The following is a 20658-nucleotide window of genomic DNA, read 5'->3' as shown; positions in this document are numbered from 1 at the left end:
GAAGACATGTCGAACGCCGCCGACAGTCCGCTGGTGCCGCTGTGGGTGGACGCCGCATGGCTCGTCGCAGTCGTCCTGCTCGTCGTGGCACTGGTGATGCTGGTGCGGACGCGACGGCTGTCGCTCGGCGAACGGCTCGGATGGGCCGCCGTCATCGTGGTGTTCCCCGTCCTGGGGCCCGCGACCTTCATCGGTTACCGTCTCGTCGAACGCCGCCGACGAGACGCTCAGGAACGGCCGAGCGCCTGCTCGACGAACGTCGAGACATGACCGGACAGCAGCGGCCCGTGCCCCGGCATCACGACGACCGCGTCGAGACCGGCGAGAGCGGCCACCGACTCCTCGTTCGCCGGGACGTCGTGCGTGAACACCTCGTCGAGGCACTGGGGTCCGCGGCACGCTGAGATCGGGTGCCCGCTGATGAGGCTGTCGCCCGACACCAGGACCTCGCCGTCACCCGCGAGAAACGCGGTGTGGCCACGGGTGTGACCGGGCGCCGGCACCGCGACGGGAGCGCCCGGCAGGGCGGAGAGGTCGCCGAACGGCTGCGCGTCACCGATACCGCCGCCGTCGAGAGCGCCGAGCCGCACCACGCCCGCCAGCCAGCGCGCCACACGCGGCCGGTAAAGCAGCGGCCCGATCGTACGGGCGTCCGCCTGCTCCAGGTACTCGCGTCGCGCATGCGCCACCTCGTCGTCGCCGGCGTACACGGGAAACGAGGTGGTGCGGCCGATCCGAGCGAGACCGCCCAGATGATCGACGTGCGCATGCGTCAACAGCGCCGCCTGGACCTCGTGCAGGTCCGAACCCACCCGACGCAACCCCTCGACCACCGCATCGGCGTGCCCGGGATAACCGCCGTCGATGAGCGTCACGCCGTCGGCGTCCTGCAGCATCACCCAGTTCACGTAGGCCGTCGACACCAGATGGGTCTTCGCCGAACCGTGATCGATGGTCGTGATGTCGAGGTCTGCCATGCGTGCCACTCCTGTCGGCGTCAGTTACGGACGGTGACGACCACGAACGGACCCACCTCGCGGACGTCGAACGCCGGGTCGTCGAAGGCGCTCGGGTGGAACGTCACCGTGTACCGCTTCACGTTCGGATCGTTCGGGTACACGTCCTCGGCCAGGCGAAGCGTGTAACCGTCGGGGCTGTAGCGGAACAGCATCACGTTCGGCGCCCGCCACGGGCTGGTGCGCAGATTCTCGAGCATCTCGGCGGGCGTCGTGGCCTCGGCCCAGCGTTCGATCGTGGCCGCCCGCCGGTCGAACTCGGCGATCGGATTCGCATAATGCGAGGTCAACCCCTGAAAACCCCAATAGGGGTACAGGGAGAGGAAGCCGAAGTCAGCCGTCAACACCACAGTGTCGGTGGCCGGCTTACCGGTCTGCTCCCGGATCACCCGGTCGATTTCCGGATAGTAGGCCTCCGCGCCGGGCGCATGCTGATCGGCGCGGACACCTGCTCCGTCGGTGTCCGTGTACGCGGTGGTGATCTCCGTCGCGAGCGCCGCCGGAATGTGCTGGGCGACAGCCAGCGCGGCCGCCGCGGCGACCACGCCGACGACAGTCCGCACATCACCGAACCGGCGGACCGCCAGACGTGCGAGCTCCACCACGCCGAAGACGCCGGCCGCCGCCAGGACAGCCGTGCTCACCGGCTCGAGCCGGAACGACAGCAGTGTGCTGCCGACCGCCGTACGGGCCAGCGATGCGGCCGTCACCACGACGACGGCCACCAGCGCGCAGCCCATCGCCAGAGCGAGGGTGCGCCGCAACCGCAGCAGCGTCCAGCAGAAGCCGACCAGACAGAGCAGCCCGATCAGACTCAGCTGGAACATCGGCATCGCGAGCACCGACCCGCTCTCGGGCAGATAGTGCTCGGCGCTGCCGCTCACCGCCGCATCGGTGGTCAACCGCGCCTTCAGATACGGTCCCCAGACGATGAGCGCGACAGCGCCCGCGATCACCCCCATCACCGCCAGACGGACGGCGACGGCCACCATGCGGGGCCGCCGATCGGCCCGGACGTCCGCGGCGGGGACCGCGGCATTGCGCGTCATCACCCACGCCTGAACCGCATACACCAGCGCGATGATCACGGCCGACCCGGCGAACACCGCCGTGTACAGCGTGTACACGGACGCCGAGACGCCGAGGAACAGACCGCCGACGATGACGGCCGGCCACCCGGTCGCGGCCAATGGCGCCGGACCGTCGGACAGTCGCGTCCGGCCGCGCAGCGCCGACGCGATCACCACCAGCATCGGCACGCCGACGAGGATCAGCGTCGCCGAATACGGCTCGGGGGAGGCGTACTGCAGGGTCACGCACGTGACGGCGATGGAGACGGCGGTGCCGACCATCACGCCGACCATCCGCGTCCACAGAATCGTTCCGACCGCGGCGGCGACGGCGAGCGACAGAATCGCCCACGGCTTATAGGCCTCCCACCCGGGCAGCCCCAGGAAGTTCGCGTACCGGCCGCCGAACCAGAACCACGCCGCCGGATAGTACGGCGGAAGATCCGGATACGTCATGTCCACCAGGTGGGGCGTCGACGTGAGTCGGGTCAGGTACTCCGTGCGGAACTGCTGGTCGACCGAGAGCCCGAACAGGTAGAGCTTCGAGGCGCCCAACGGCATCCCCAGCGTGACGGTCACCAGTCCGGCCGAGACGATCGCCGACAGCAGCGACGGCAGGGTGCGGGCCCCCCGGTACCGGGACCACAGCACGGCGGCCACCGCGACGAGCAGGAACAGCGCCTGGCCGAGGGTGGTGAGGGACCGCGTGACGTTGGAGGTGTTGAACGCCGGCCAGCCGACGGCGTCGATCACCCGGAGACCGACGACCGCGACGACGGCGGCCGCGACGACGGCGCCGCCGATCTCGGCGAGATCGCGGAGTCTGCCGGTCGGACGGTGCTGGACGGTGGGCGCGGAGCTCACGGGCGCTAGACGGGGAGCTTGCGGAACACCGGGCGCGGGATGTGGCGCAACACCATCATGATGTAGCGGAACGGTCCGGGAACCCAGATGATGTCCTTGCCCTTGTCGACGGCGGCGACGGCCATGCGCGCGACGTCCTCCTTGTTCACCGTCAAGGGGGCCTCGGCGACGTGCGCCGACAGGCGGGTGCGGACCTGACCCGGGCGGATCACGAGCACGCGGATGCCCTCGGCGCGCAGCGCGTCGCCGAGGCCGAGGTAGAAACCGTCCAGGCCCGCCTTGGTGGAGCCGTAGACGAAGTTCGAGCGGCGGACGCGTTCACCGGCGACAGAGCTCATCGCGATGATCTGACCGTGCCCCTGCTCGCGCATCTTCTCACCGAGCAGCACCCCCACCGAGACGGCGGCGGTGTAGTTGATGTTGGCTTCGAGGACCGCGAGCTTCTGGTCCTGCCAAGCCTGCTCGTCGTCACCCTGGATGCCGAATGCGACGACCGCGACGTCGATGTCACCGCCGGCGAACGCGGAGTCGAGCACGTCGCGGTGACTGTCGGTGGCGAGGGCGTCGAAGTCGATCTGCTCCACCGACGACGCGCCCGCAGCCTTCATCTGCTCGACGGCGGCCGCGGCCGCCGGATCGTTCGGGACGGTCGCGAGCACCACGCGCATCGGGCCCTTGGTGAGGAACTCCGATGCGATGGCGAGGCCGATCTCCGAGCTGCCGCCCAAGATCAGGATGGACTGTGGAACGCCGACGGCGTTGAACATGACGGTGTCTCTTTCGTGTCTGCTGGTCGGTGGGCGAGCGGGTCGTGCGGCAGGGCCGTCAGACCAACTCGAGGCGGCGTCCCATGTCGGACATGAACACCTGGTGCGGGTCGATGCGGCGGCGAGTGGCGATCCACTCGTCCACCCGCGGGTACATCGCGTGGAAGGTCTCGGCGGTGGTGCGCGAATCCTTGGCCGTGTAGAGGCGTCCGCCGATCGACATGACGCGGTGGTCGAGTTCGGTGACGAATTCGTGCAGGCCCCGTTTGATCGGGAAGTCGACGCAGATGTTCCAGCCGGGCATCGGGAAGCTCAGCGGGGCCTGGTTGCCCTCGCCGAACAGTTTGAAGACGTTGAGGAAGCTGACGTGCCCCGACGCCTGAATGTCGTGGATGATGCCCTTGAACTCGTCGACCGCCTCGGGCGGGACGATGAACTGGTACTGCAGGAAGCCCTTCGAGCCGTAGGCGCGGTTCCAGTTCCCGAACAGGTCGAGCGGGTGGTAGAACTGCGTCAGATTCTGGATCTTCCCGGTGTAGTTCCCGCCCATCCGGTAGTAGGCCTCGCCGATCATCGAGAAGTTGAACTTGTTCGCCAGCCCGTTCGGGAAGACGTCCGGGAAGTTCAGCAGCGTCGGCGCGTCGAACTTCAGCGGGTCGCGCGCCAGTTCGGGCGGCAACTGGTCGAGGGTGGCCAACGATCCGCGCGAGAAGGTGCCGCGACCGAGACGCGGCGGCTTGCTGATCGCGTCGAACCAGCCGGAACTGTACGTGTAGTTGTCCTCGGACCCGTCCTGGTGCAGGGCGATCGTCTCGTCGAGGCTGCGGGTGACGGAGCCGTCGGCGATGAAGTACGCGGTCTCGGTTCGGGTCATCTGGATCTTGGCGCGCAGGATGACGCCGGTGAGGCCGATGCCGCCGACGGTCGCCCAGAAGATGCTCGCGTCGGGATCGTCGGCGCTGCCGCTCGGCGTCAGCGTGAGGATGTCGCCCGTCGCCGTCAGCAGCTGCATCTCGACGACGTGGTTGCCGAAGCTGCCGGCACTGTGGTGGTTCTTGCCGTGGATGTCGCAGCCGATGGCGCCGCCGACCGTCACCTGGCGGGTGCCGGGAAGCACCGGGACCCACAACCCGTGGGGGAGGGCGATCCGCATCAGGGTGTCGAGGTCGACGCCGGCGTCGAGGTCGATGATCCCGGTCTCGTCGTCGATCTCGTGGATGCGCGTGAGCGGCGTCATATCGATGGTGAGCCCGCCGGAGTTCTGGGCGTTCTCGCCGTAGGAGCGGCCGAGTCCGCGTGCGATCACGCCGCGACGCAGGTAGCTGGGCTTGTCGGCGTTGTCGTCGGCGACGCGAGCGACTGCTTCGGCGATCACCTCGGGGTACGGCGTCGACAGGACGTGACCGCGGGTGGGCATGGTCCGCGCCCAGCCCATCAGCGTGCGGGTCTGGATCGGGAGTACGGCTGTGTTCGTCATCGGTGTAGAGACTACTCGCCGGTCAGCTCGCCTGCGGGTGCTTGTGGGGGTGCTGTGGTTCGCGGCACGCGCGGACCGAGGCCGTGGGACGCGTCGCAGCACGGGGGTCGGCGGGGGCGTCGACTACATTCGGTGATGGCCGCGTCTGTCCGGGCGGGCCTGCGGGAAGGAACCGGGATGATCGTCGTCGGATACTCGGCGGGTGCGAATGGGCGCGCGTGCCTGGAGCACGGGATCCGTGAGGCGCGCATCCGTGAGACGGATCTGCTGGTGATCAACGCGGTCTCCGACTCCCGGGGCCAGCGGTACGCGGAGGCCGACGAGATCGTCGACGTCGAGAACCGGCTCACCCTCTCGGGCGTCAAGTTCCGGCTGAGTCAGCCGATCGGCGCGACCCCGGCCGAAGAGCTGCTCACCGCGATGGACGACCCCGACGCCGAGATGCTCGTGATCGGGATGCGCCGTCGGACGCAGGTGGGCAAACTTCTTCTCGGCAGCACCTCTCAGTTTCTGCTGCTGGAATGCCGGAAGCCGGTCATGGTGGTCAAGCCGGGGGAGTCCACGCCCGCCTGACCCGCCGTCGGACCGCGCCCCGGCGTCACCGCATGATCCGCGCGAGGAACGGGGTGGAGTCGCGCATCGAGGCGAGAACCGTTCCCGAATGGTCCTGCGTGGGGTACACGTGCAGGTCGACGGGCGTTCCCGCCGCGCGCATCTGCGCATACAGGGACAGTGCCGACGGGGCCGGCACATCGGTGTCGGTCAGTCCCTGCCCGAGGAAGATCGGCCGGTCGTAACCGGAGTACGGGGTGCTCATGTAATCGACGAGCGCCGCGCGGACACCGGGGATCGAGGTGACGGGCGCGGAGAACCAGTCCGAGATCTTCTTGCCGTCGACGGCCGTGTGCAGTTCCGGATAGCAGAGGGTGCGGGCCTTGCCGACGATGCGGCGCCCCTCGGCGCTCAGCACCCGATTCGGCTTGAGGTCGGGGCGGGCGTCGGAGAATCCGGCCCAGATGTAGGCGGCGTAGGCGTTGAGCCCGGCGGGCAGCGCGACGGGCGGGAAGCCGGGGCCGGCCTGCCAGACGATGTGCTCGATGTTCGCGGGGGTGCCGGTGGCGACGACGCCGCGGTAGTCCAGACCCGATCCGCGGGAGTACTCGGTGGCCCGCCGTGCACCGGCGAGTGCGGCACCCGCGCCCTGCGACTGGCCGACGATGGCCCACTTCTTCGACAGCGGCAGTCCGGTGCGGGCGGCGGCCTTCACGGAGTCGACGATGGAGTGCGCTTCGGCCTTCCCGGACAGGTAGCTCATGAGTCCGGGGGTGCCGAGTCCGGCGTAGTCGGTGGCGACGACCGCGTATCCCTGTCGGAGCCAGTGGCCGAGGTACTTCTTGTCGCGGTCCGAACGGGGCTGAGCCGACGGGGTGCAACCGTCGGCGAGTCCGACGGTGCCGTGGGCCCAGGCGATCACCTTGTATCCGCCCGCGGGCGCGGGACGCTTCGGCAGGAAGACGGCGCCGGTGCTGACGGCCGGCTTCTCGTGGACGTCGGTGGTGGCGTAGAGGATCCGGTAGGCGCGTCCGGCGTCGGCGAGACTCACCGAGGGGTCGAGGTCCGTCGACCGGATGAGGGTGCCGGGTTTGCCGATGGGGCCGGAGTAGTCGCGTGCGTCGAGGCCCGACCACACCGGTGTGCCGGTGGCGGGTTCGTCGGCGGCGGCGACGGGAGCAGCCACGGTCGAGAGGGCGAGAAGGGCGGTGGCCGAGATCGCGGTGAGTGCGGGGCGGGCCCGTCGGAGAACGCGGGCGAGGGAGGGTCGCAGCATGTGAGACACATTACTGCCGGTGGTGCGCGACGTCGTTCGCGGCCTCGGGGCTGAGCGGACCGGAAATGTCAGAGGGTCTTGTTAGTGTTGTGTCACAGCTTCAATAGCAGCGGTGAGCTGCAGGAACACGCTAGGGGGTGGGGGTCGTGACGACGATCATCGCTGCGCCGGCCTCACCCGATCTGGATGCCCTGCTGCCTGATGATCCGGTCGCGCTGGCGGCTGTTGCGAATGCGGTCGCGGTGAAGTTGGCCGCACTACCGTTGGCCGCGTCCACCGAGGGTGAGTTGTTGGCGGCGGCGGAGTCGTTGGAGCAGGCGCGGCGCCGGTTCGATGCCGCTGATGCGGCGGTGCTGGTGGAGATCTCCGATCGGGGTGCCTACCGCACGGCCGGCTACCTGTCGTTGCATGCGTATCTCTCGGGTGGTCTGCGGGTCGGTGACGGCGCGGCGAGGCGTCGCCGGGTCGCCGCCGCGGCGATCGGACGGTTCACCAGCATGCAAGGTCAGACTCTCGAACCGCGGTGTCCGGCCACTGCCGTGGCGGTTGCCGACGGGGCGATCGGGGTCGATCACGTCTTGGAGATCGATGCCGTCTTGACCCGCATCCCCGCCGCCGTCACCACCGACGTCCGCGAGGGTGCCGAAGCCCAGCTCGCGGCCGTGGCACGCACGTTGACTCCCGCCGGCGTCCGCACCGCCGGTGTGCGTCTGCTGGCGCATCTGGATCCCGATGGGCAGCTCACCGACGATCGCGACCGCCGCCGCCTGCGCGGTCTGGCGTTGATGCCGCAAGACCGACAGTTGATGAGCAGACTCCGCACCCGGCTCACCCCGGGGTTGCGGGCCGACCTCGAGGTCATGCTGCAGTCCTGGGCCGCCCCGGGTATGAACAATCCCGATGATCCCGCCTCCCCGACCGGGGCGGTGGAATCGGCCGACCCGGCCGTGGTGGCTGCGGCGGCCGAGCGTGATGACCGCACCCCGATGCAACGCAACCACGACGCCCTGCACGCCCTCCTGATCCTCGCCCGCCAACAATCCCCGGCGTCGGGGTCGTTGCGTTCCGAACTCGTGGTCACCATCACCGATGCCGAACTGGCCGCCCACGCCGGCATCGCCCTGACCGCCACCGGAACACGGATACCGATCAGCGAACTGGTGCGCCTGGCCGCCGACGCGACCCCGCACCTGGCGGTGTTCGCCCACACCACCGGCGAGCCCCTCTATCTCGGACGCGGGCGCCGCCTGGCCTCCCGCGCGCAACGGTTGATGCTCTTCGCGCGGGACCGCGGCTGCACCGCCCCCGGCTGCGCAGCACCCTTCGCCCGCACCGAAGCGCACCACTTCCCGGACTGGCAGGACGGCGGCCCCACCGACATCGACCACCTCGGCGCGGCCTGCGGCAGCCACAACCGCACCGTCGGTACCGGTCCTGGTCAATGGGAAACCCGCATCGCGGCCACCGGCCCTCACACCGGACGCGTCCACTGGCGACCGGTCACACCGACCACCGCAACACCAACGACACCACCAGGCACCGGGAGCCCTCATCGGTGGCAGATCAACACCATCCACCACGCAGAACTGCTCCCGGCGCCGAGGCCCGATCCGGAGTCGGGGCCGCCTGCATCGTCGTCGGATCCGCCGGGCTGATCCGTGGCCGTGCACGGGCGGCCGTGCATCCGATATCCGGTGGCCGGTAACCGTTAGGCTTGCGGGGTGGCAGCTGAAGAGTCCGTGAACCCCGACCCGTCGCACGAGGACTTCTCCACTCGGCATGCTCCGATGCCGATGGAATTGCCCCTGGACGACGAGGAGGCGTCGACCGACGTCGACCTGCGCACGCAGATCATGCGTTTCATCGCGACGGGTGTCCTGTCTGCGGTCTTCGACTTCGGGCTCACGTACCTGCTGCAGTACGGCGTCGGGTGGGCGCCCGCGTGGGCCAAGGCGTGCGGCTTCATTCTCGGCACCACCATCGCGTACCTGATCAACCGTCGCTGGACGTTCCGTGCCGAGCCGAGTACGGCGCGCTTCATCGCCGTCGTCGTGCTGTATGCGGTCACCTTCGGCGTCAATGTCGGTGTCTACCAGTGGCTGTCTCATCTGTGGGAGGAGACGGCTCTCTACAGTGCGATCGCCTTCGTGATCGCCCAGGGAATCGCGACCGTCATCAACTTCGTGGTGCAGCGCGCGGTGATCTTCCGGATTCGCTGAGCCCGGCGCTGTGGCAGCCGGCAGCTAAACTGGGCTGCATGCTCCGCGACGATCATGGCGCCCCGCGCTCTCTGCCCGCGTACTTCGCGCTGGCCATGATCGCTGCTTTGGCGGCCCGGTGGTCGGATCTGATCGACGGCACACCGGCCCTGATTCCGGCACTCATCGCGGTCGTCTTCATGGCTGCGGTTGTCGCGAGCGGCAAGGTCGACCGCCGCCTCGTGACGGTGCTTGCCGTCCTGGCCCGAGTGCGTCAGGTTGCAGCGAGGCGTCAACCCGGCATGCCTCGCCCACGGAGCCTGGAACCGCTCGATTCAGCATCCCAACAGCGAGTGATCAATCTCAGTGAGCCGAGAGCGCCGGTGATCGCGGGCTGACCCGTGCCCGTCTGACGATCTCCGGCCGTATGGCCGCTCCTGTGAGGACCACTCATGCTCACCATCCGTGGTGCATGCCGTCGAATCGGCATGCAGACCCTGTTTCATGATCTCGATATCGATCTTCCGCGCGGCCGATGCGTCGCCGTCGTCGGCCCGAACGGCGTCGGCAAGAGTACTCTGCTGCGATGCGTTCTCGATGAGGACGTTCTCGACGAGGGCAGCATCAGCGTCGACGGCTCGGCGCCTGACGATCGCTCCGTCGGCTTCCGACGAGCGGTCGCGGCAGAACTCGGTGACAGGGCCGTGTTCTTCGACGCGACCCTCGCCGAACACCTTCGGTTGCGTGCGGCGTCGTACGGACTGTCGGTCGATGCTCACGCCGTACTCTCCGACGCCGGTATCGGAGATCTGGCAGACCGCTATCCGCACACGTTGTCCACCGGACAGCGGCAGCGTTTCGCGCTGTCGTCCGTGTTCATGCTGCGGACCGGCCTACTGGTGCTGGACGAACCCGAACGAGGCTTGGACGCTGATGGTCAGGATTGGCTGGCGAACAAGGTGCTCGATGCCGCAGCTGCTGACCGGGCGATCCTCATCGCTACACACAGTGAGACGCTGACGGCTCGATGTGCGGACCAGACTCTGGAGTTGACGCGATGATCGCGGCTCTGCGACGGGTGCTGTCGGTGGTCTACGACGTCGTGTTGTACGGGGGCATCATGCTCGGTTTGGTGCTGTCGTTCCTCACGCCCGACACCGTGGCCGAGATCGTGACGGTGCGCGACTCCGGGGGAGAGGTGCAGTGGGTTGTCGTGGCGATGCTCGCCGTACTCCTCTTCACGCTGGTATTTCGGTTCGCCGTCACATGGGGGCCCGTCCGGGTGTCACCGGAGAAAGCTCGGTGGCGATTGTCGGGACCGCGGGGTCGCGACGAGGCGCTCGCGGTCACCTTGATCCGTCCGTCCGTCTGGTTAGTTGTGATCGGCGCCCTCGCAGGAGGCCTGACAGCGCTCGTCATGCCGGATATCGCGGCGGCCCCGATCATTGCGGGGCCTAGCGCCGCTGCGGGCGGGATGCTGGCCGCGTTCATGGCCCAGACCCTTCACGACCGTAAGGTCGGAACCGTTCGTCGGCCGTGGAGCCCGCACCCGAGTCGTCTCCATCGGAGGACGTTCGCGCCCGGCGACGGCTACGCGTCTGCACTCGAGCTGGCTACAAAGCTGATGGACCTCTCGTGGATCGACCATGCGCGAATCACTCGATGGCAGGCTCGGCGGACGCATGCTCGATCGGTGACAGCCGGGATGTCTCCGTTCGTTGTAGCGTTCCGGTTAGATCTCGCTCGCGCGGCTCGACATCCGGAATGGTGGGGGAGATTCGCGGCAGCGGTTGCCGTGGGGGTGGCGGTTCCACTCCTGTTCACGGTGCATGCCGCTGCTGGAGCGGTACCGGTGGTCGCTGTGTATCTGGCGGGCGTGACGTTCTGTGGCGGATTACGTCTCCTCTCGGAGAGTCCGGTGCTGCGTCGGTCGTTCGGCATCTCGGACCGGAGCCTCATCCTCAGTCACTGCGCGGTGCCGGCTGCCGCCACGGTGGCGGCAGCCGTCGCGGTCGGTGCTGCTTGGCAGCTCGGTTCTACGGAAATGGCCGTGCTCGTCGTCGGATCGGTGGCTGCAGTGTTGCGGCGTGGAACCCGCGGCCCACTGCCGTATGACTCGGTTTCGGTGATCGAACCGGCCCTCGGTGCGGCTGTGCAACCCGGTGTTCTGGCCACGATGGCGCGCGGTCCACTTGCTGCAGTGGTGACGGCGACTGTCCTCTCCGTCGCCGTGTGATGGCTGTCGTTCAGGAGAACTGGACGACGGCGGTGCAGCGTCCGAAGACGCGCTTACCGTTGAGCGAGGCGCCGAAGACGATGGTGGCCCGCCGGGTGGCGGGGTCGAGCGACTTCACCTTGGCCGTGTACTCGACGACGGCGGGCGACTCCGCCGGGACGTAGACGGGACTGGTGAATCGGGCGGTGAGTTCGCGGAATGCGGCGGGGTCCCCGACGAATGAGGTCAGGTATCCGGCGGCGGTCCCGAGGGTCAGCATCGCCTGCGCGACCACGGTGTCGAGGCCGGCGGCCCGCGCCACCTCGTCGCTGTGGTGGATCGGGTTCGGGTCTCCCGAGACGCCGATGTAGTTGATGACGTCGCCGCGCGTGAAGTGCTGACGGCGTGTGGGCAGGGACATGCCCTCGGCGAGGTCCTCGAACGGGATCGTCGGCCAGATGATGCCGGACTCCTCGGGGGCCGTCTCGGCCTCGGTCGGCACCAACGGCTGCACGTGCTGGTCACCGCCGGTGAACAGGACCCCCGCGACGATGTCCTCGAAGTCGTCGGGCAGCCGGTCGGCGTCCTCCCCGGGGCCGGCCAGCGACGTCCACGACTCCTGCATGACGCCCTTCTCGGCGTCGCGGACGAGCGTCTTCACGGTGAACAGATCGGCGCCGGCGATGGTGCGATACGACTCCAGTGAGACGTCGCAGTACAGCTTGTCGCCGGCTTCGATCGGGCGGTGGAAGGCGAACCGCTGATCGATCTGCAGAACCCCGGACTTCAGCAGATCGCCGGGAACCGACTTCTCGAGCAGTTGGGTCTGGGCCTTCGCTCCCATGATCGCGACGATCGTCAGCGGGGCGAGCAACGCCGAGTGCCCGGCGTCTCGGGCGCTGTCGGTGTTCCAGTGAACTGGATTGTCGTCGTGGAGGGCTCGCGCGAACTCGCGGACCTTCTCCCGTCCCACCTCGTAATAGTCAGCAGTCGTGTAGACCCGACCGATCGCCCGATCGATGGCCTCCGCACGTGTCATCTCCCCGCTGGTCATTCGATTAACGTACCTGACGTGCAATGGAGCCGAGTCACGACGGGGCCCGGCCATCCGATCGGATCACGGGTTCACCTTCGAGATCACCTTCTCGCCGAACCGTTCCAGGTGGGAGATCTTGGTTTCGAGGGGTTCGGTGTCGGCGCCGACGACGTAGGGGAGACGGAAACCGACGATCACGTCGGTGATGCCCTTGTCCTCCAGTCGGCGGCAGCCGTCGACGGTGTAGGCGTCCATCGAGATCACGTGGATCTCGAACGGGTCGTCCTGCTTGCCTTCGGCCTTGCGGATCGCGGCGATCTTGTCGAGAAGGGCGTCGAGTTCGGCGGGGTCGCCGCCGCCGTGCATCCAGCCGTCGCCGCGGAGCACAGCCCGTTTGAGCGCGGCATCCGCATGCCCGCCGACCAACAGGGGGATCGGTTCGGTCGGGACCGGCGACATCTTGATGCGCGGAATGTCGTAGAACTCGCCGTGGAACTCGAAGTATCCGCCGGAGGTGAGGCCGCGGATGATGTCCATGCACTCGTTCATCCGTCGACCGCGCCGCGCGAAGTCGACGCCCATCATCTCGTAGTCCTCGGGCCACGGACTCGAGCCGACGCCGAGAGCCAGGCGATTCCCGGTGAGGTAGGCGACGGACGACGCCTGTTTCGCGACGAGCACCGGCGGTCGGATCGGGAGTTTGAGGACGAACGGCAGAAACCGCAGCGTGCTGGTGACGGCGCCCAGGGACGCCGCCTGGATGAACGTCTCGATGAACTCCTTGTCCTCGAGGAATTCGCGATTGCCGTCGGGTGTGTACGGGTACTTGGCGTCCGACTCCTCGGGGTAGGCGATGGAGTCGGGCACGGTCATTCCCGCGAACCCGGCTGCCTCGGCCGCCTGCGCGAGCGGCGCGTAGTAGGTGCAGTCGGTCATGGCTTCGGCATACGTGAATCGCACGCCACCCACACTAGAACAAGTTCTAGAAGTGGGGTGTGGATCGGCCGTTACGGCCGAGTGAAACGCTCACCGCGCCCCAGCCGGTGCAGACGCAGCCACTCGCGGAAACCGGCGACGTCCCGCTGCTGAACGAGGAAGTACCACGCGAAACGCGCGTACTCCTGGGGAAGGAGCCGACGCATCCCGGGCTGGCTCATCAGGTAGCCGCGGTTGCGGTAGGTGAAGAACCGCTTCACCTCGTTGTCCGGGTACTGGGTGTGCATGCGTCCGCCGAGGATCGGCCGGAACTCGTCACTGCCGTCCGGATGCAGATACGCCGTCGTCAAACAGGTGCCGAAGGCGATGCCCGATCGCACCAGACGCCGGTGCATCTCCACCTCGTCGCCGCGGAAGAACAGGCGCAGATCGGGGACCCCGATCACCTCCAGGGTCTCCGCCGAGAACAGCGCGCCGTTCATCAGCGACGCGATCCCCGGAAGCAGGTCGTCGGACTCCCCGGGCGCGAACAGCTCCGAACGCTTCCGCCGCCACACCAGACCGCGACGCAGCGGAAAGGCCAGATCGTCGGGTGCGGCGATGTTCACCACCACCGGCGAGACCTGCCCCAGACCATGACGGGCGGCGCACTCGCGGAGGGTGCCGAGAACCGCGGGCCCCTCCGGCCGGCCGTCATCGTCGGCGCACCACACCCAGTCGGCGCCGAGCGACAGGGCGTGCAGCATGCCGAGGGCGAAACCGCCGGCCCCGCCGAGATTGTGCTGGGACGGCAGATAGGTCGTCGGGATCGGCTGCGCCGCGACGAGTTCGCCGACCTCCGCTTCGGCGCCGTTGTCGACGACGACCAGATGATCCACCTGGCGTTCCTGCGACGACAACACCGCCAGGGACTCGGCGAGCAGGTCACGTCGACGGTGGGTGACGACGACGCCGACGATCCGCTCGCCGCCGGGCCCGACGCCGCTCACGCCTTGTCCAGCTCGACGCCGGCGAGGACCTTGCGGACGCTCTTGGCGGCCTCCGGGCCGTCGTACGCGCCCACGACCTCCTCGATGCCGCCGTCCATCCGGATGCGCCCGTGGTCGATCCACAGGGCACGGTCGCACAGCTGGGCGAGGAACTCGTTGGAGTGGCTGGCGAAGACGAGGATGCCCGACCGCTCCACCAACGCCTGCAGCCGGACGCGCGCCTTCTTCATGAATTCGGCGTCCACCGCGCCGATGCCCTCGTCGAGGATGAGGATCTCCGGATCGATGGACGTCACGACCCCCAGCGCCAACCGCACCCGCATACCCGTCGAATAGGTGCGCAACGGCATGTTGAGGTAGTCGCCGAGCTCCGAGAACTCGGCGATCTCGTCGGTCTTCTTCAACATCTCGCGACGGCTCATGCCGAGGAACATGCCGCGGATCAGGATGTTCTCGTAACCGGAGATCTCCGGGTCCATGCCGACACCGAGGTCGAAGACCGGTGCGACGCGACCCTGAACGCGGCAGGACCCGTGCGTCGGCTCGTAGATGCCCGACAGCAGCCGCAGGAGGGTCGACTTGCCCGCACCGTTGTGGCCGACGAGGCCGACGCGCGCACCGTGCTCCAGATGGAGGTTGATGTCGCGCAGCGCCTCCACGACGACGGTCTTGGAGTTGTTGGCGCCGATCACGCCGCCCGCCGCCCCGAGGACGGCCTTCTTCAGCGATCGGGTCTTGGCGTCGAAGATCGGGAAGTCGATGCCCGCGTCCCAGGTGTCGACTCGGATGTCGGTTGATTTAGCCATGATGTCCCTTACACGTCGCTTAAACCCAGTACGGCACGCGCGAACGGAAGTTGCGCATCACCAGCAGTGCGGCGGCCCAGCCGACGAGCGTGCAACCGACGACGACGACCCAGTGGTGCCAGGCGACGGACTGCCCCATCAGCGGTGCTCGGGCGATCTCGAGGTAGTGGTACATGGGGTTGAGTTCGGCCAACCGTGCCCGACCCGACAGGCCGGCCGACGCGTTCTCCAACGATTTCGCCGACCAGATGATCGGCGTCATGAAGAAGACCAGCCGGATCATCGTCGACAGCAGCTGGCCGATGTCGCGGAAGCGGGTCGACATGATGCCGAAGACGATGGTCACCCAGACGGCGTTGAGGATGAACAGGCACATCGCGGGGATCACCAGCAGGACCGACCAGTCCAGCGGCTGCGGGAAGACGGCCAGGATGATCAGGTAGATCACCACGTTGTGGGCGAAGATGATGAGGCTGCGCCACACGATCCGATACACGTGGATGCTCACCGGGGCCGGCAGCTGTTTGATGAGGCCCTCGTTGGTGGAGAACACCACCGAACCGTCGAGGATCGTCGTCTCGATGAACCCCCAGAAGATGAAGCCGAGGGTCACGTACGGCAGGAAGTATTCGATCTCCATGCCGAACAGGGCGCCGTAGAGGATGCCCATCGCGACGGCGGTGACGCCGGTGGCGATGGTGATCCACAGCGGGCCGAGGACGGAGCGCTTGTACCGCTGTTTGATGTCGGTCCAGCCCAGATGCAGCCACAGTTCGCGGTTGCGGAATCCGTCACGGAGGTCCTTGACGCCGCGGGTGAGCGTCTTCGAGTCCGAGACTGTGGGGGCGGGCGGGATTCCGCTGTCGTCGACTACGGCTGACACAACGCCTCAGCATACAAGCGAGTCAGAGGTACTGGCCCGTGCCGTGCCCCGAATGATCGCCGTCGGGCAGTGCGGCGCCGGGCGGAAGCACGCCCTGCCGCATCTGCTCCAACTGCGCCCGGGCCGCCATCTGCTGGGCGAACAACGCCGTCTGGATCCCGTGGAACAGTCCCTCGAGCCACCCGACGAGCTGTGCGTGCGCGATCCGCAGTTCCGCGTCGGACGGGGTGGCGTCGTCGGAGAACGGCAACGCGAGGCGGTCGAGCTCGTCGCGGAGTTCGGGCGCCAGCCCGTCGGCCAGCTCGGCGATCGAGCTGCGGTGGATCTCCGCGAGCCGGTTGCGGCTGGCGTCGTCGAGGGGTGCGGCCCGAACTTCTTCGAGGAGCTGTTTGATCATCGTGCCGATCCGCATGACCTTCGCCGGCTGTTCCACCATCGACGCCAACGGCTGGCCCTGCTCGTCATCGGACTCGGTCTGCGCCGCGTCGCCGGCGGTGCCGAGCACCACGATGGACTCGTCGTCGGGGCCGGTCGGGCCGACGCGCGGGTCGGACTGATCGCCGGGGCCGCCCGGAGTGGGCGCGCCGAACATGGTCGGATGCATGGACCCATTGTGCCTCGTTCGCGTCGGATCGTCGGGCCGACCGCTGTTCGCGGGCCGGGTGTGCCCGTTTCCGTGCGCGGCGAGGGGGCGCCAGTATCGTGGTCCGCATGCCGTTCGACGTCGCCTCCGTGCGAGGACTGTTCCCCACCCTGGGTGACGGCTGGATCTATCTCGACCCGCAGGCGGGCATGCAGATCCCGGACTCCGTCGCCTCGGCGGTGTCATCCGGTTTCCGTGCGCTGCCCTCGCTGCCCGGGACGCGGAGTCCGCAGGCCCGCGCCGCGGCCGAGGCGTTGGCGAATGCGCGGTCGGCGGTGGCCGACCTGTTGGGCGCCGACCCGGCCGGTGTCGTCCTGGGCCCGTCGAGGTCGGCGCTGGTGTCGGCGTTCGTCGACGCGCTACCGCTCGGTGCGTGGCTCGACCGCAACCTGGTGGTGTCGCGGTCGGATGACGACGAGGTGCTCGCTCCGCTGCTCGCGGGTGCGGGTCGCCACGGCACGCATGTGCGGTGGGCGGAGGTCGACATCGAGGACGGTACGCTGCCGACCTGGCAGTTCGCCGATCTCGTCGACGATGACACGTCGGTGGTGGCGGTGACGCTCGCGTCGTCGGTGACCGGTGCCGTCACCGATATCGGTCCCATCGCCGGTCATGCGCGCGCCACGCGGGCCAGACTGCTGGTCGATGCGACGACGGCCGCGGCGTACGTGCCGCTGTCGATCGACGAATTGGGGGCCGACGCCGTCCTGGTCAGTGCCGAACGGTGGGGCGGACCGCGCGTCGCGGCGTTGGCGTTCGCCGATCCGGGCCAGCTCAGCCTGCTGACCCGGGTGTCGGCGTGGCCGTCGGCGCACGGTCCCGAACGGTTGGAGCCGGAGCCGCTGCCGGGTGCTCTGCTGTCGGGTCTCGTCTCGTCGGTGGATCATCTCGCCCGGCTCGACACCGAGGCGTCGGGTGTCCGGCGCGACCGGATCCTGGCGTCGATGAGTGGGACGTACGAGTACCTGCACCGGCTGTTGGTGTATCTCGTGCATTCGCTCGATCACATGCCGAACCTCCGGGTGATCGGGGCGGCGGCGCACCGCGTTCCCGTCGTGAGTTTCGTGGTCGACGGAATCGCGGCGTCCGATGTCTGCGCCCGCCTCACCGACAACGGGATCGCCGCGCTGCACGACTATCCGAGCCGAGCGTTGCAGACGATCGGCGTCGACGACGCGGGCGGCGCCGTGACGGTCGGGTTGGCGCCGTACTCGACGCCGTACGAGGTGGATCAGCTCGTCCGCGTCCTCGGGTCGTTCGGCTGACGGTCGTCGGATCGAGGTACATCGAGTTTCCATATCGGCTACTGCTCGGTAAGGTTCGGTGCCGACAGATCCCCGCGGGGACCGATGGTGATGTGTGGGAGTGTGCGATCGTGCCTGACGCTGAGCGAGGCACCGCCGAGGACGGCTCGGCCGGGCCGTCGCTGACTCCCGAGCAGCGAGAGATGTGGTCGCAGTTCGTCGGCGGCGGCTGGATCCTGTATCGAGCACTGTTCCGCGAGATCGACCGGGGGTCGACGTTGTCGACCGCTGATTGGCGGCTGCTCGAGGTGCTCGTGTCGGCGCCGAAGCTGCGGATCAGTGACCTCGCCGACGCCACCCAGATCGGTCTCAGCACCGTTTCGCGGCAGGTCAGTCGTTTTCTCGAGCGGGGTTACGCCGTCCGGGTGGAGAGCCAGGAGGATGGGCGCCAGAAGTGGGTGGCGATCACCGATGCGGGCCGCGAGGCGGTCGCGCCGACGCTCGCGGCGCGTGATCGCGCTGTCCGTCGCCTCATCGTCGACGCCCTCGAGCCCGAGCATTTCCGTCAACTGTGTGCGGCGTTCGCCACGATCGGCGATCAGATCCTGCAGAGCGACGAGTTCTGACGGTCTGACGGTCTGACGTCAGAGGGTCAGCAGCACTTTGCCGACGGCGTCGCCGGAGTTCAATCGTCGGTGCGCGGCGTCGGCGTCGGCCAGCGGGAATGTGGAGTCGATGACGGGTTTGACGGTGCCGGCCTCGATGAGCGGCCAGGTCCGTGCGACTGTCTCGGTGATCACGGCCGCTTTCGAGTCGGCGGTGCCCGAGGTCGGGCGTGACCGGAGGGTGGTGCCGATGACCGACCCGCGTTTGGCCATGAGCGCCCCGATGTTGAGTTCGGCCTTGACGCCGCCCTGCATCCCGATGATCACCAGTCGCCCGTTGAGGGCGAGTGCGGCGACGTTCTTCTCCAGGTATTTGGCGCCGATGATGTCGAGGATCACGTCGGCTCCGCCCTCGGCCTGGACGCGGTCGGCGAAGTCGTCGGCGGTGTAGTCGATGAGGATCTGTGCGCCGAGTTCCTCGGCGGCCGCGAGTTTCGTCGCGTTGCGTGCCGTCGTCGCGACGCGGGCGCCCATCGCGCGCGCCAGTTGGATGGCGTGGGTGCCGATACCGCTCGTGCCGCCGTGGGTGAGGAACAGTTCGCCGGGGGACAGGCGGCCGGTCATCACGACATTCGACATGACCGTGCACGCGACCTCGGGGAGGCCCGCGGCGTCGACCGGGTCGATGCCACGCGGGATCGGGAGCAGCTGCTCGGCGGGCACCGCGACTTTCTCCGCGTAGCCGCCGCCCGCCAGCAGTGCGCACACGGGGTCGCCGACGGACCAGGCGCTCACACCGTCTCCGGTGGCGCTCACCGTGCCCGACACCTCGAGGCCCAGGATGGACGACGCTCCCGGCGGCGGCGGGTAGAGGCCGGCGCGCTGCATCACGTCGGCCCGGTTCACGCCGGCGGCGACGACGTCGATCACCACCTCTCCGGCGGCGGGCTCGGGTTCGGGGACGTCGGTGACGACCAGAGAGTCGGAGGTGTCGATGGCACGCATGCCTCCAGTGTGGCAGGAACACACCGCCCGGGCACGGGTCGGCGCCGGCCGGCGATGCGCTAATCTGGGCGGCCAGGGAAGCGTGGCAGAGCGGCCGAATGCACTCGCCTTGAAAGCGAGCGAGGGTAAAACCTCCGGGGGTTCAAATCCCTCCGCTTCCGCCATGTGATGAGTCGCGACATCGTTCACCTACGATGTCGCGATTCCAGTTCAGGGTAAGAATGTGCCAGATTGATTCAGTCGGGTAGCTGCGCGGCGGCATGGATGGCTGCTGATAGCAGAGTGATGTGCTTGGTCTGAACTCGCCACGACTGCCAGAACAGAGGTACTCGAACTGCGTTACCGGGGATCTCCACGAGGCTTCCCGGGTGGCTCTCGACGTGTGATTTCGGAAGTAGTGACCAGCCGAGGCCGGCGACTACCGACTCGGTGAGGTCGCTCGCAGACGGCATGTAGTGGACCGGCGGGTGATGAGGATCCACGCCTCGCTGCTCGAGAAATGTAGCGGTGAGGTTGTCGGCCTGATCGAACTGCACGACGGGGAGCTTGTCCCAGGGAGGGTCCGTCGAGACCTGAAACTCCTCGAGGAGCCCGGGCGACGCACACGCCCGGTACTCCATGTCCCGAAGCCATCGTGAGGCACATCCTTGGACAGGAGTTTGAACTTCGGTGACGGCACCGACGACCGCACCGGATCGGAGCAGGGACGCCGTGTCGCGCTGGTCTCGGAGGAATGATCAAGACCTGTGGATCTGGGAGGGCGTGCCTTCCCGCAGAATGATCCCGGTAGTCACTTGATCAAGTCAGCGTTGCAGCGCTGGCGGAAAGGCACGCCTCGTGCTCACGGTAGTCAACGCCCCTGATGGTTCCAACCAGTCCAACGACGATCACCGGTCGATCCTCGATGAGATCGTGCGCGACGGGGCCCGGCAGATGCTCGCCGCAGCCCTGCAGGCCGAGGTCGCTGCCTATGTCGATCAGTTCACCGATCAGGTCGATGAGCACGGTCGCCGGCTGGTGGTGCGTAACGGCTACCACAACGAGCGGGAGGTGATGACCGCTGCTGGTGCGGTGCC

Annotated in this window: 22 protein-coding genes, 1 tRNA gene and 1 pseudogene; 11 read left to right on the top strand and 13 right to left on the bottom strand. The window is 68.0% G+C overall.

The window, feature by feature from the left end:
* Nucleotides 1-6: 6 nt before the first annotated feature.
* Nucleotides 7-270, top strand: coding sequence for a PLDc N-terminal domain-containing protein (locus G528_RS0107805; protein ID WP_026918486.1), 264 nt, complete (start codon nt 7-9; stop codon nt 268-270).
* On the opposite strand, the gene G528_RS0107800 is transcribed toward G528_RS0107805, so the two are convergent.
* The 4 genes from G528_RS0107800 to dprE1 are packed head-to-tail and all read right to left on the bottom strand — an operon-like array spanning nt 228 to nt 5194.
* Nucleotides 228-977 (bottom strand): MBL fold metallo-hydrolase, encoded by a 750-nt coding sequence (locus G528_RS0107800; protein WP_026918485.1) that lies wholly within the window; start codon nt 975-977, stop codon nt 228-230. The genes G528_RS0107805 and G528_RS0107800 overlap by 43 nt on opposite strands.
* Nucleotides 978-997: 20 nt before the next feature.
* Nucleotides 998-2950 carry an arabinofuranosyltransferase gene (locus G528_RS0107795; protein ID WP_026918484.1) on the bottom strand — a complete coding sequence of 651 codons (1953 nt, stop codon included), beginning with the start codon at nt 2948-2950 and terminating at the stop codon, nt 998-1000.
* A 5-nt stretch (nt 2951-2955) separates the two neighbouring features.
* A complete protein-coding gene (gene dprE2, locus G528_RS0107790; RefSeq protein WP_026918483.1) occupies nt 2956-3717 on the bottom strand; it encodes a decaprenylphospho-beta-D-erythro-pentofuranosid-2-ulose 2-reductase in 762 nt (253 codons plus the stop codon).
* A gap of 58 nt (nt 3718-3775) precedes the next feature.
* A complete protein-coding gene (gene dprE1, locus G528_RS0107785) occupies nt 3776-5194 on the bottom strand; it encodes a decaprenylphosphoryl-beta-D-ribose oxidase (protein WP_026918482.1) in 1419 nt (472 codons plus the stop codon).
* A 177-nt stretch (nt 5195-5371) separates the two neighbouring features.
* On the opposite strand from dprE1, the gene G528_RS0107780 reads away from it, so the two are divergent.
* The gene (locus G528_RS0107780) at nt 5372-5767 is read left to right on the top strand and encodes a universal stress protein (protein WP_026918481.1); all 396 of its coding nucleotides are present in this window, start codon (nt 5372-5374) and stop codon (nt 5765-5767) included.
* A 25-nt stretch (nt 5768-5792) separates the two neighbouring features.
* Here the strand turns inward: G528_RS0107780 and G528_RS0107775 are convergent, their stop codons facing one another.
* Complete coding sequence (locus tag G528_RS0107775) at nt 5793-7022, bottom strand: lipase family protein (protein WP_026918480.1); 1230 nt, start codon at nt 7020-7022, stop codon at nt 5793-5795.
* Nucleotides 7023-7168: 146 nt separating this feature from the next.
* On the opposite strand from G528_RS0107775, the gene G528_RS16805 reads away from it, so the two are divergent.
* From G528_RS16805 to G528_RS0107750, 5 genes are all read left to right on the top strand, one after another.
* Entirely contained in the window at nt 7169-8677 is a 1509-nt protein-coding gene (locus G528_RS16805) for an HNH endonuclease signature motif containing protein (protein ID WP_051198532.1), read from the top strand.
* Nucleotides 8678-8809: 132 nt separating this feature from the next.
* Nucleotides 8810-9241: a GtrA family protein gene (locus G528_RS0107765; protein ID WP_084638116.1), complete on the top strand. Its 432-nt coding sequence runs from the start codon at nt 8810-8812 to the stop codon at nt 9239-9241.
* Between the two features lie 38 nt (nt 9242-9279).
* Nucleotides 9280-9618, top strand: coding sequence for a hypothetical protein (locus G528_RS0107760; RefSeq protein ID WP_026918478.1), 339 nt, complete (start codon nt 9280-9282; stop codon nt 9616-9618).
* 54 nt (nt 9619-9672) lie between these two features.
* Nucleotides 9673-10281, top strand: coding sequence for an ABC transporter ATP-binding protein (locus tag G528_RS0107755; RefSeq protein ID WP_026918477.1), 609 nt, complete (start codon nt 9673-9675; stop codon nt 10279-10281).
* Nucleotides 10278-11456 carry a DUF6297 family protein gene (locus G528_RS0107750; protein WP_026918476.1) on the top strand — a complete coding sequence of 393 codons (1179 nt, stop codon included), beginning with the start codon at nt 10278-10280 and terminating at the stop codon, nt 11454-11456. The genes G528_RS0107755 and G528_RS0107750 overlap by 4 nt, the downstream gene beginning before the upstream one ends.
* A 10-nt stretch (nt 11457-11466) precedes the next feature.
* Here G528_RS0107750 and G528_RS0107745 read toward each other — a convergent pair whose 3' ends face one another.
* The 6 genes from G528_RS0107745 to G528_RS0107720 form a co-directional block, all read right to left on the bottom strand.
* Nucleotides 11467-12489: a fused (3R)-hydroxyacyl-ACP dehydratase subunits HadA/HadB gene (locus G528_RS0107745; RefSeq protein ID WP_026918475.1), complete on the bottom strand. Its 1023-nt coding sequence runs from the start codon at nt 12487-12489 to the stop codon at nt 11467-11469.
* 63 nt (nt 12490-12552) lie between these two features.
* On the bottom strand, nt 12553-13431 hold the full coding sequence (locus G528_RS0107740) for a TIGR03619 family F420-dependent LLM class oxidoreductase (RefSeq protein ID WP_026918474.1): 879 nt from the start codon (nt 13429-13431) through the stop codon (nt 12553-12555).
* A gap of 47 nt (nt 13432-13478) precedes the next feature.
* A complete protein-coding gene (gene glfT1 / locus G528_RS0107735) occupies nt 13479-14396 on the bottom strand; it encodes a galactofuranosyltransferase GlfT1 (protein ID WP_026918473.1) in 918 nt (305 codons plus the stop codon).
* Nucleotides 14393-15202 (bottom strand): galactan export ABC transporter ATP-binding subunit Wzt/RfbE, encoded by an 810-nt coding sequence (wzt, locus tag G528_RS0107730; RefSeq protein ID WP_026918472.1) that lies wholly within the window; start codon nt 15200-15202, stop codon nt 14393-14395. Before wzt ends, glfT1 begins: the two co-directional genes overlap by 4 nt.
* 19 nt (nt 15203-15221) lie before the next feature.
* Nucleotides 15222-16085 (bottom strand): galactan export ABC transporter permease subunit Wzm/RfbD, encoded by an 864-nt coding sequence (gene wzm / locus G528_RS0107725; protein ID WP_026918471.1) that lies wholly within the window; start codon nt 16083-16085, stop codon nt 15222-15224.
* Between the two features lie 22 nt (nt 16086-16107).
* Nucleotides 16108-16689, bottom strand: a complete 582-nt coding sequence (locus G528_RS0107720; RefSeq protein ID WP_026918470.1) for a bacterial proteasome activator family protein — start codon at nt 16687-16689, stop codon at nt 16108-16110.
* Between the two features lie 107 nt (nt 16690-16796).
* On the opposite strand from G528_RS0107720, the gene G528_RS0107715 reads away from it, so the two are divergent.
* Both G528_RS0107715 and G528_RS0107710 read left to right on the top strand, forming a co-directional pair.
* On the top strand, nt 16797-17993 hold the full coding sequence (locus tag G528_RS0107715; protein ID WP_026918469.1) for an aminotransferase class V-fold PLP-dependent enzyme: 1197 nt from the start codon (nt 16797-16799) through the stop codon (nt 17991-17993).
* Between the two features lie 110 nt (nt 17994-18103).
* On the top strand, nt 18104-18598 hold the full coding sequence (locus tag G528_RS0107710) for a MarR family winged helix-turn-helix transcriptional regulator (RefSeq protein ID WP_035719392.1): 495 nt from the start codon (nt 18104-18106) through the stop codon (nt 18596-18598).
* An 18-nt stretch (nt 18599-18616) separates the two neighbouring features.
* Here G528_RS0107710 and G528_RS0107705 read toward each other — a convergent pair whose 3' ends face one another.
* On the bottom strand, nt 18617-19582 hold the full coding sequence (locus G528_RS0107705; RefSeq protein WP_026918467.1) for an NAD(P)H-quinone oxidoreductase: 966 nt from the start codon (nt 19580-19582) through the stop codon (nt 18617-18619).
* 76 nt (nt 19583-19658) lie between these two features.
* Between G528_RS0107705 and G528_RS0107700 the strand changes: the two genes are divergently transcribed.
* Nucleotides 19659-19746: transfer RNA gene (locus tag G528_RS0107700), tRNA-Ser, on the top strand.
* Between the two features lie 72 nt (nt 19747-19818).
* Here G528_RS0107700 and G528_RS18950 read toward each other — a convergent pair.
* Nucleotides 19819-20286 carry an ArgP/LysG family DNA-binding transcriptional regulator gene (locus G528_RS18950; protein ID WP_084638107.1) on the bottom strand — a complete coding sequence of 156 codons (468 nt, stop codon included), beginning with the start codon at nt 20284-20286 and terminating at the stop codon, nt 19819-19821.
* A gap of 133 nt (nt 20287-20419) precedes the next feature.
* Between G528_RS18950 and G528_RS16795 the strand changes: the two are divergent.
* Nucleotides 20420-20658, top strand: a pseudogene (locus G528_RS16795) (IS256 family transposase); the annotation flags it as partial.

It is taken from the genome of Gordonia shandongensis DSM 45094, from assembly GCF_000423025.1.
In the GTDB taxonomy this organism is placed as follows: domain Bacteria; phylum Actinomycetota; class Actinomycetes; order Mycobacteriales; family Mycobacteriaceae; genus Gordonia; species Gordonia shandongensis.
This window is presented reverse-complemented; position numbering and strand designations above follow the sequence as displayed.

Coding starts and splice junctions, on each gene's coding strand:
- G528_RS0107775 (WP_026918480.1), bottom strand. CDS start 7,022: ATGCTGCGACCCTCCCTCGCCCGCGTTCTCCGACGGGCCCGCCCCGCA.
- G528_RS0107760 (WP_026918478.1), top strand. CDS start 9,280: ATGCTCCGCGACGATCATGGCGCCCCGCGCTCTCTGCCCGCGTACTTC.
- wzt (WP_026918472.1), bottom strand. CDS start 15,202: ATGGCTAAATCAACCGACATCCGAGTCGACACCTGGGACGCGGGCATC.
- G528_RS0107705 (WP_026918467.1), bottom strand. CDS start 19,582: ATGCGTGCCATCGACACCTCCGACTCTCTGGTCGTCACCGACGTCCCC.
- G528_RS0107720 (WP_026918470.1), bottom strand. CDS start 16,689: ATGCATCCGACCATGTTCGGCGCGCCCACTCCGGGCGGCCCCGGCGAT.
- dprE1 (WP_026918482.1), bottom strand. CDS start 5,194: ATGACGAACACAGCCGTACTCCCGATCCAGACCCGCACGCTGATGGGC.
- G528_RS0107805 (WP_026918486.1), top strand. CDS start 7: ATGTCGAACGCCGCCGACAGTCCGCTGGTGCCGCTGTGGGTGGACGCC.
- dprE2 (WP_026918483.1), bottom strand. CDS start 3,717: ATGTTCAACGCCGTCGGCGTTCCACAGTCCATCCTGATCTTGGGCGGC.
- G528_RS0107765 (WP_084638116.1), top strand. CDS start 8,810: ATGCCGATGGAATTGCCCCTGGACGACGAGGAGGCGTCGACCGACGTC.
- G528_RS0107755 (WP_026918477.1), top strand. CDS start 9,673: ATGCTCACCATCCGTGGTGCATGCCGTCGAATCGGCATGCAGACCCTG.
- G528_RS0107750 (WP_026918476.1), top strand. CDS start 10,278: ATGATCGCGGCTCTGCGACGGGTGCTGTCGGTGGTCTACGACGTCGTG.
- G528_RS0107745 (WP_026918475.1), bottom strand. CDS start 12,489: ATGACCAGCGGGGAGATGACACGTGCGGAGGCCATCGATCGGGCGATC.
- G528_RS0107715 (WP_026918469.1), top strand. CDS start 16,797: ATGCCGTTCGACGTCGCCTCCGTGCGAGGACTGTTCCCCACCCTGGGT.
- G528_RS0107800 (WP_026918485.1), bottom strand. CDS start 977: ATGGCAGACCTCGACATCACGACCATCGATCACGGTTCGGCGAAGACC.
- G528_RS0107780 (WP_026918481.1), top strand. CDS start 5,372: ATGATCGTCGTCGGATACTCGGCGGGTGCGAATGGGCGCGCGTGCCTG.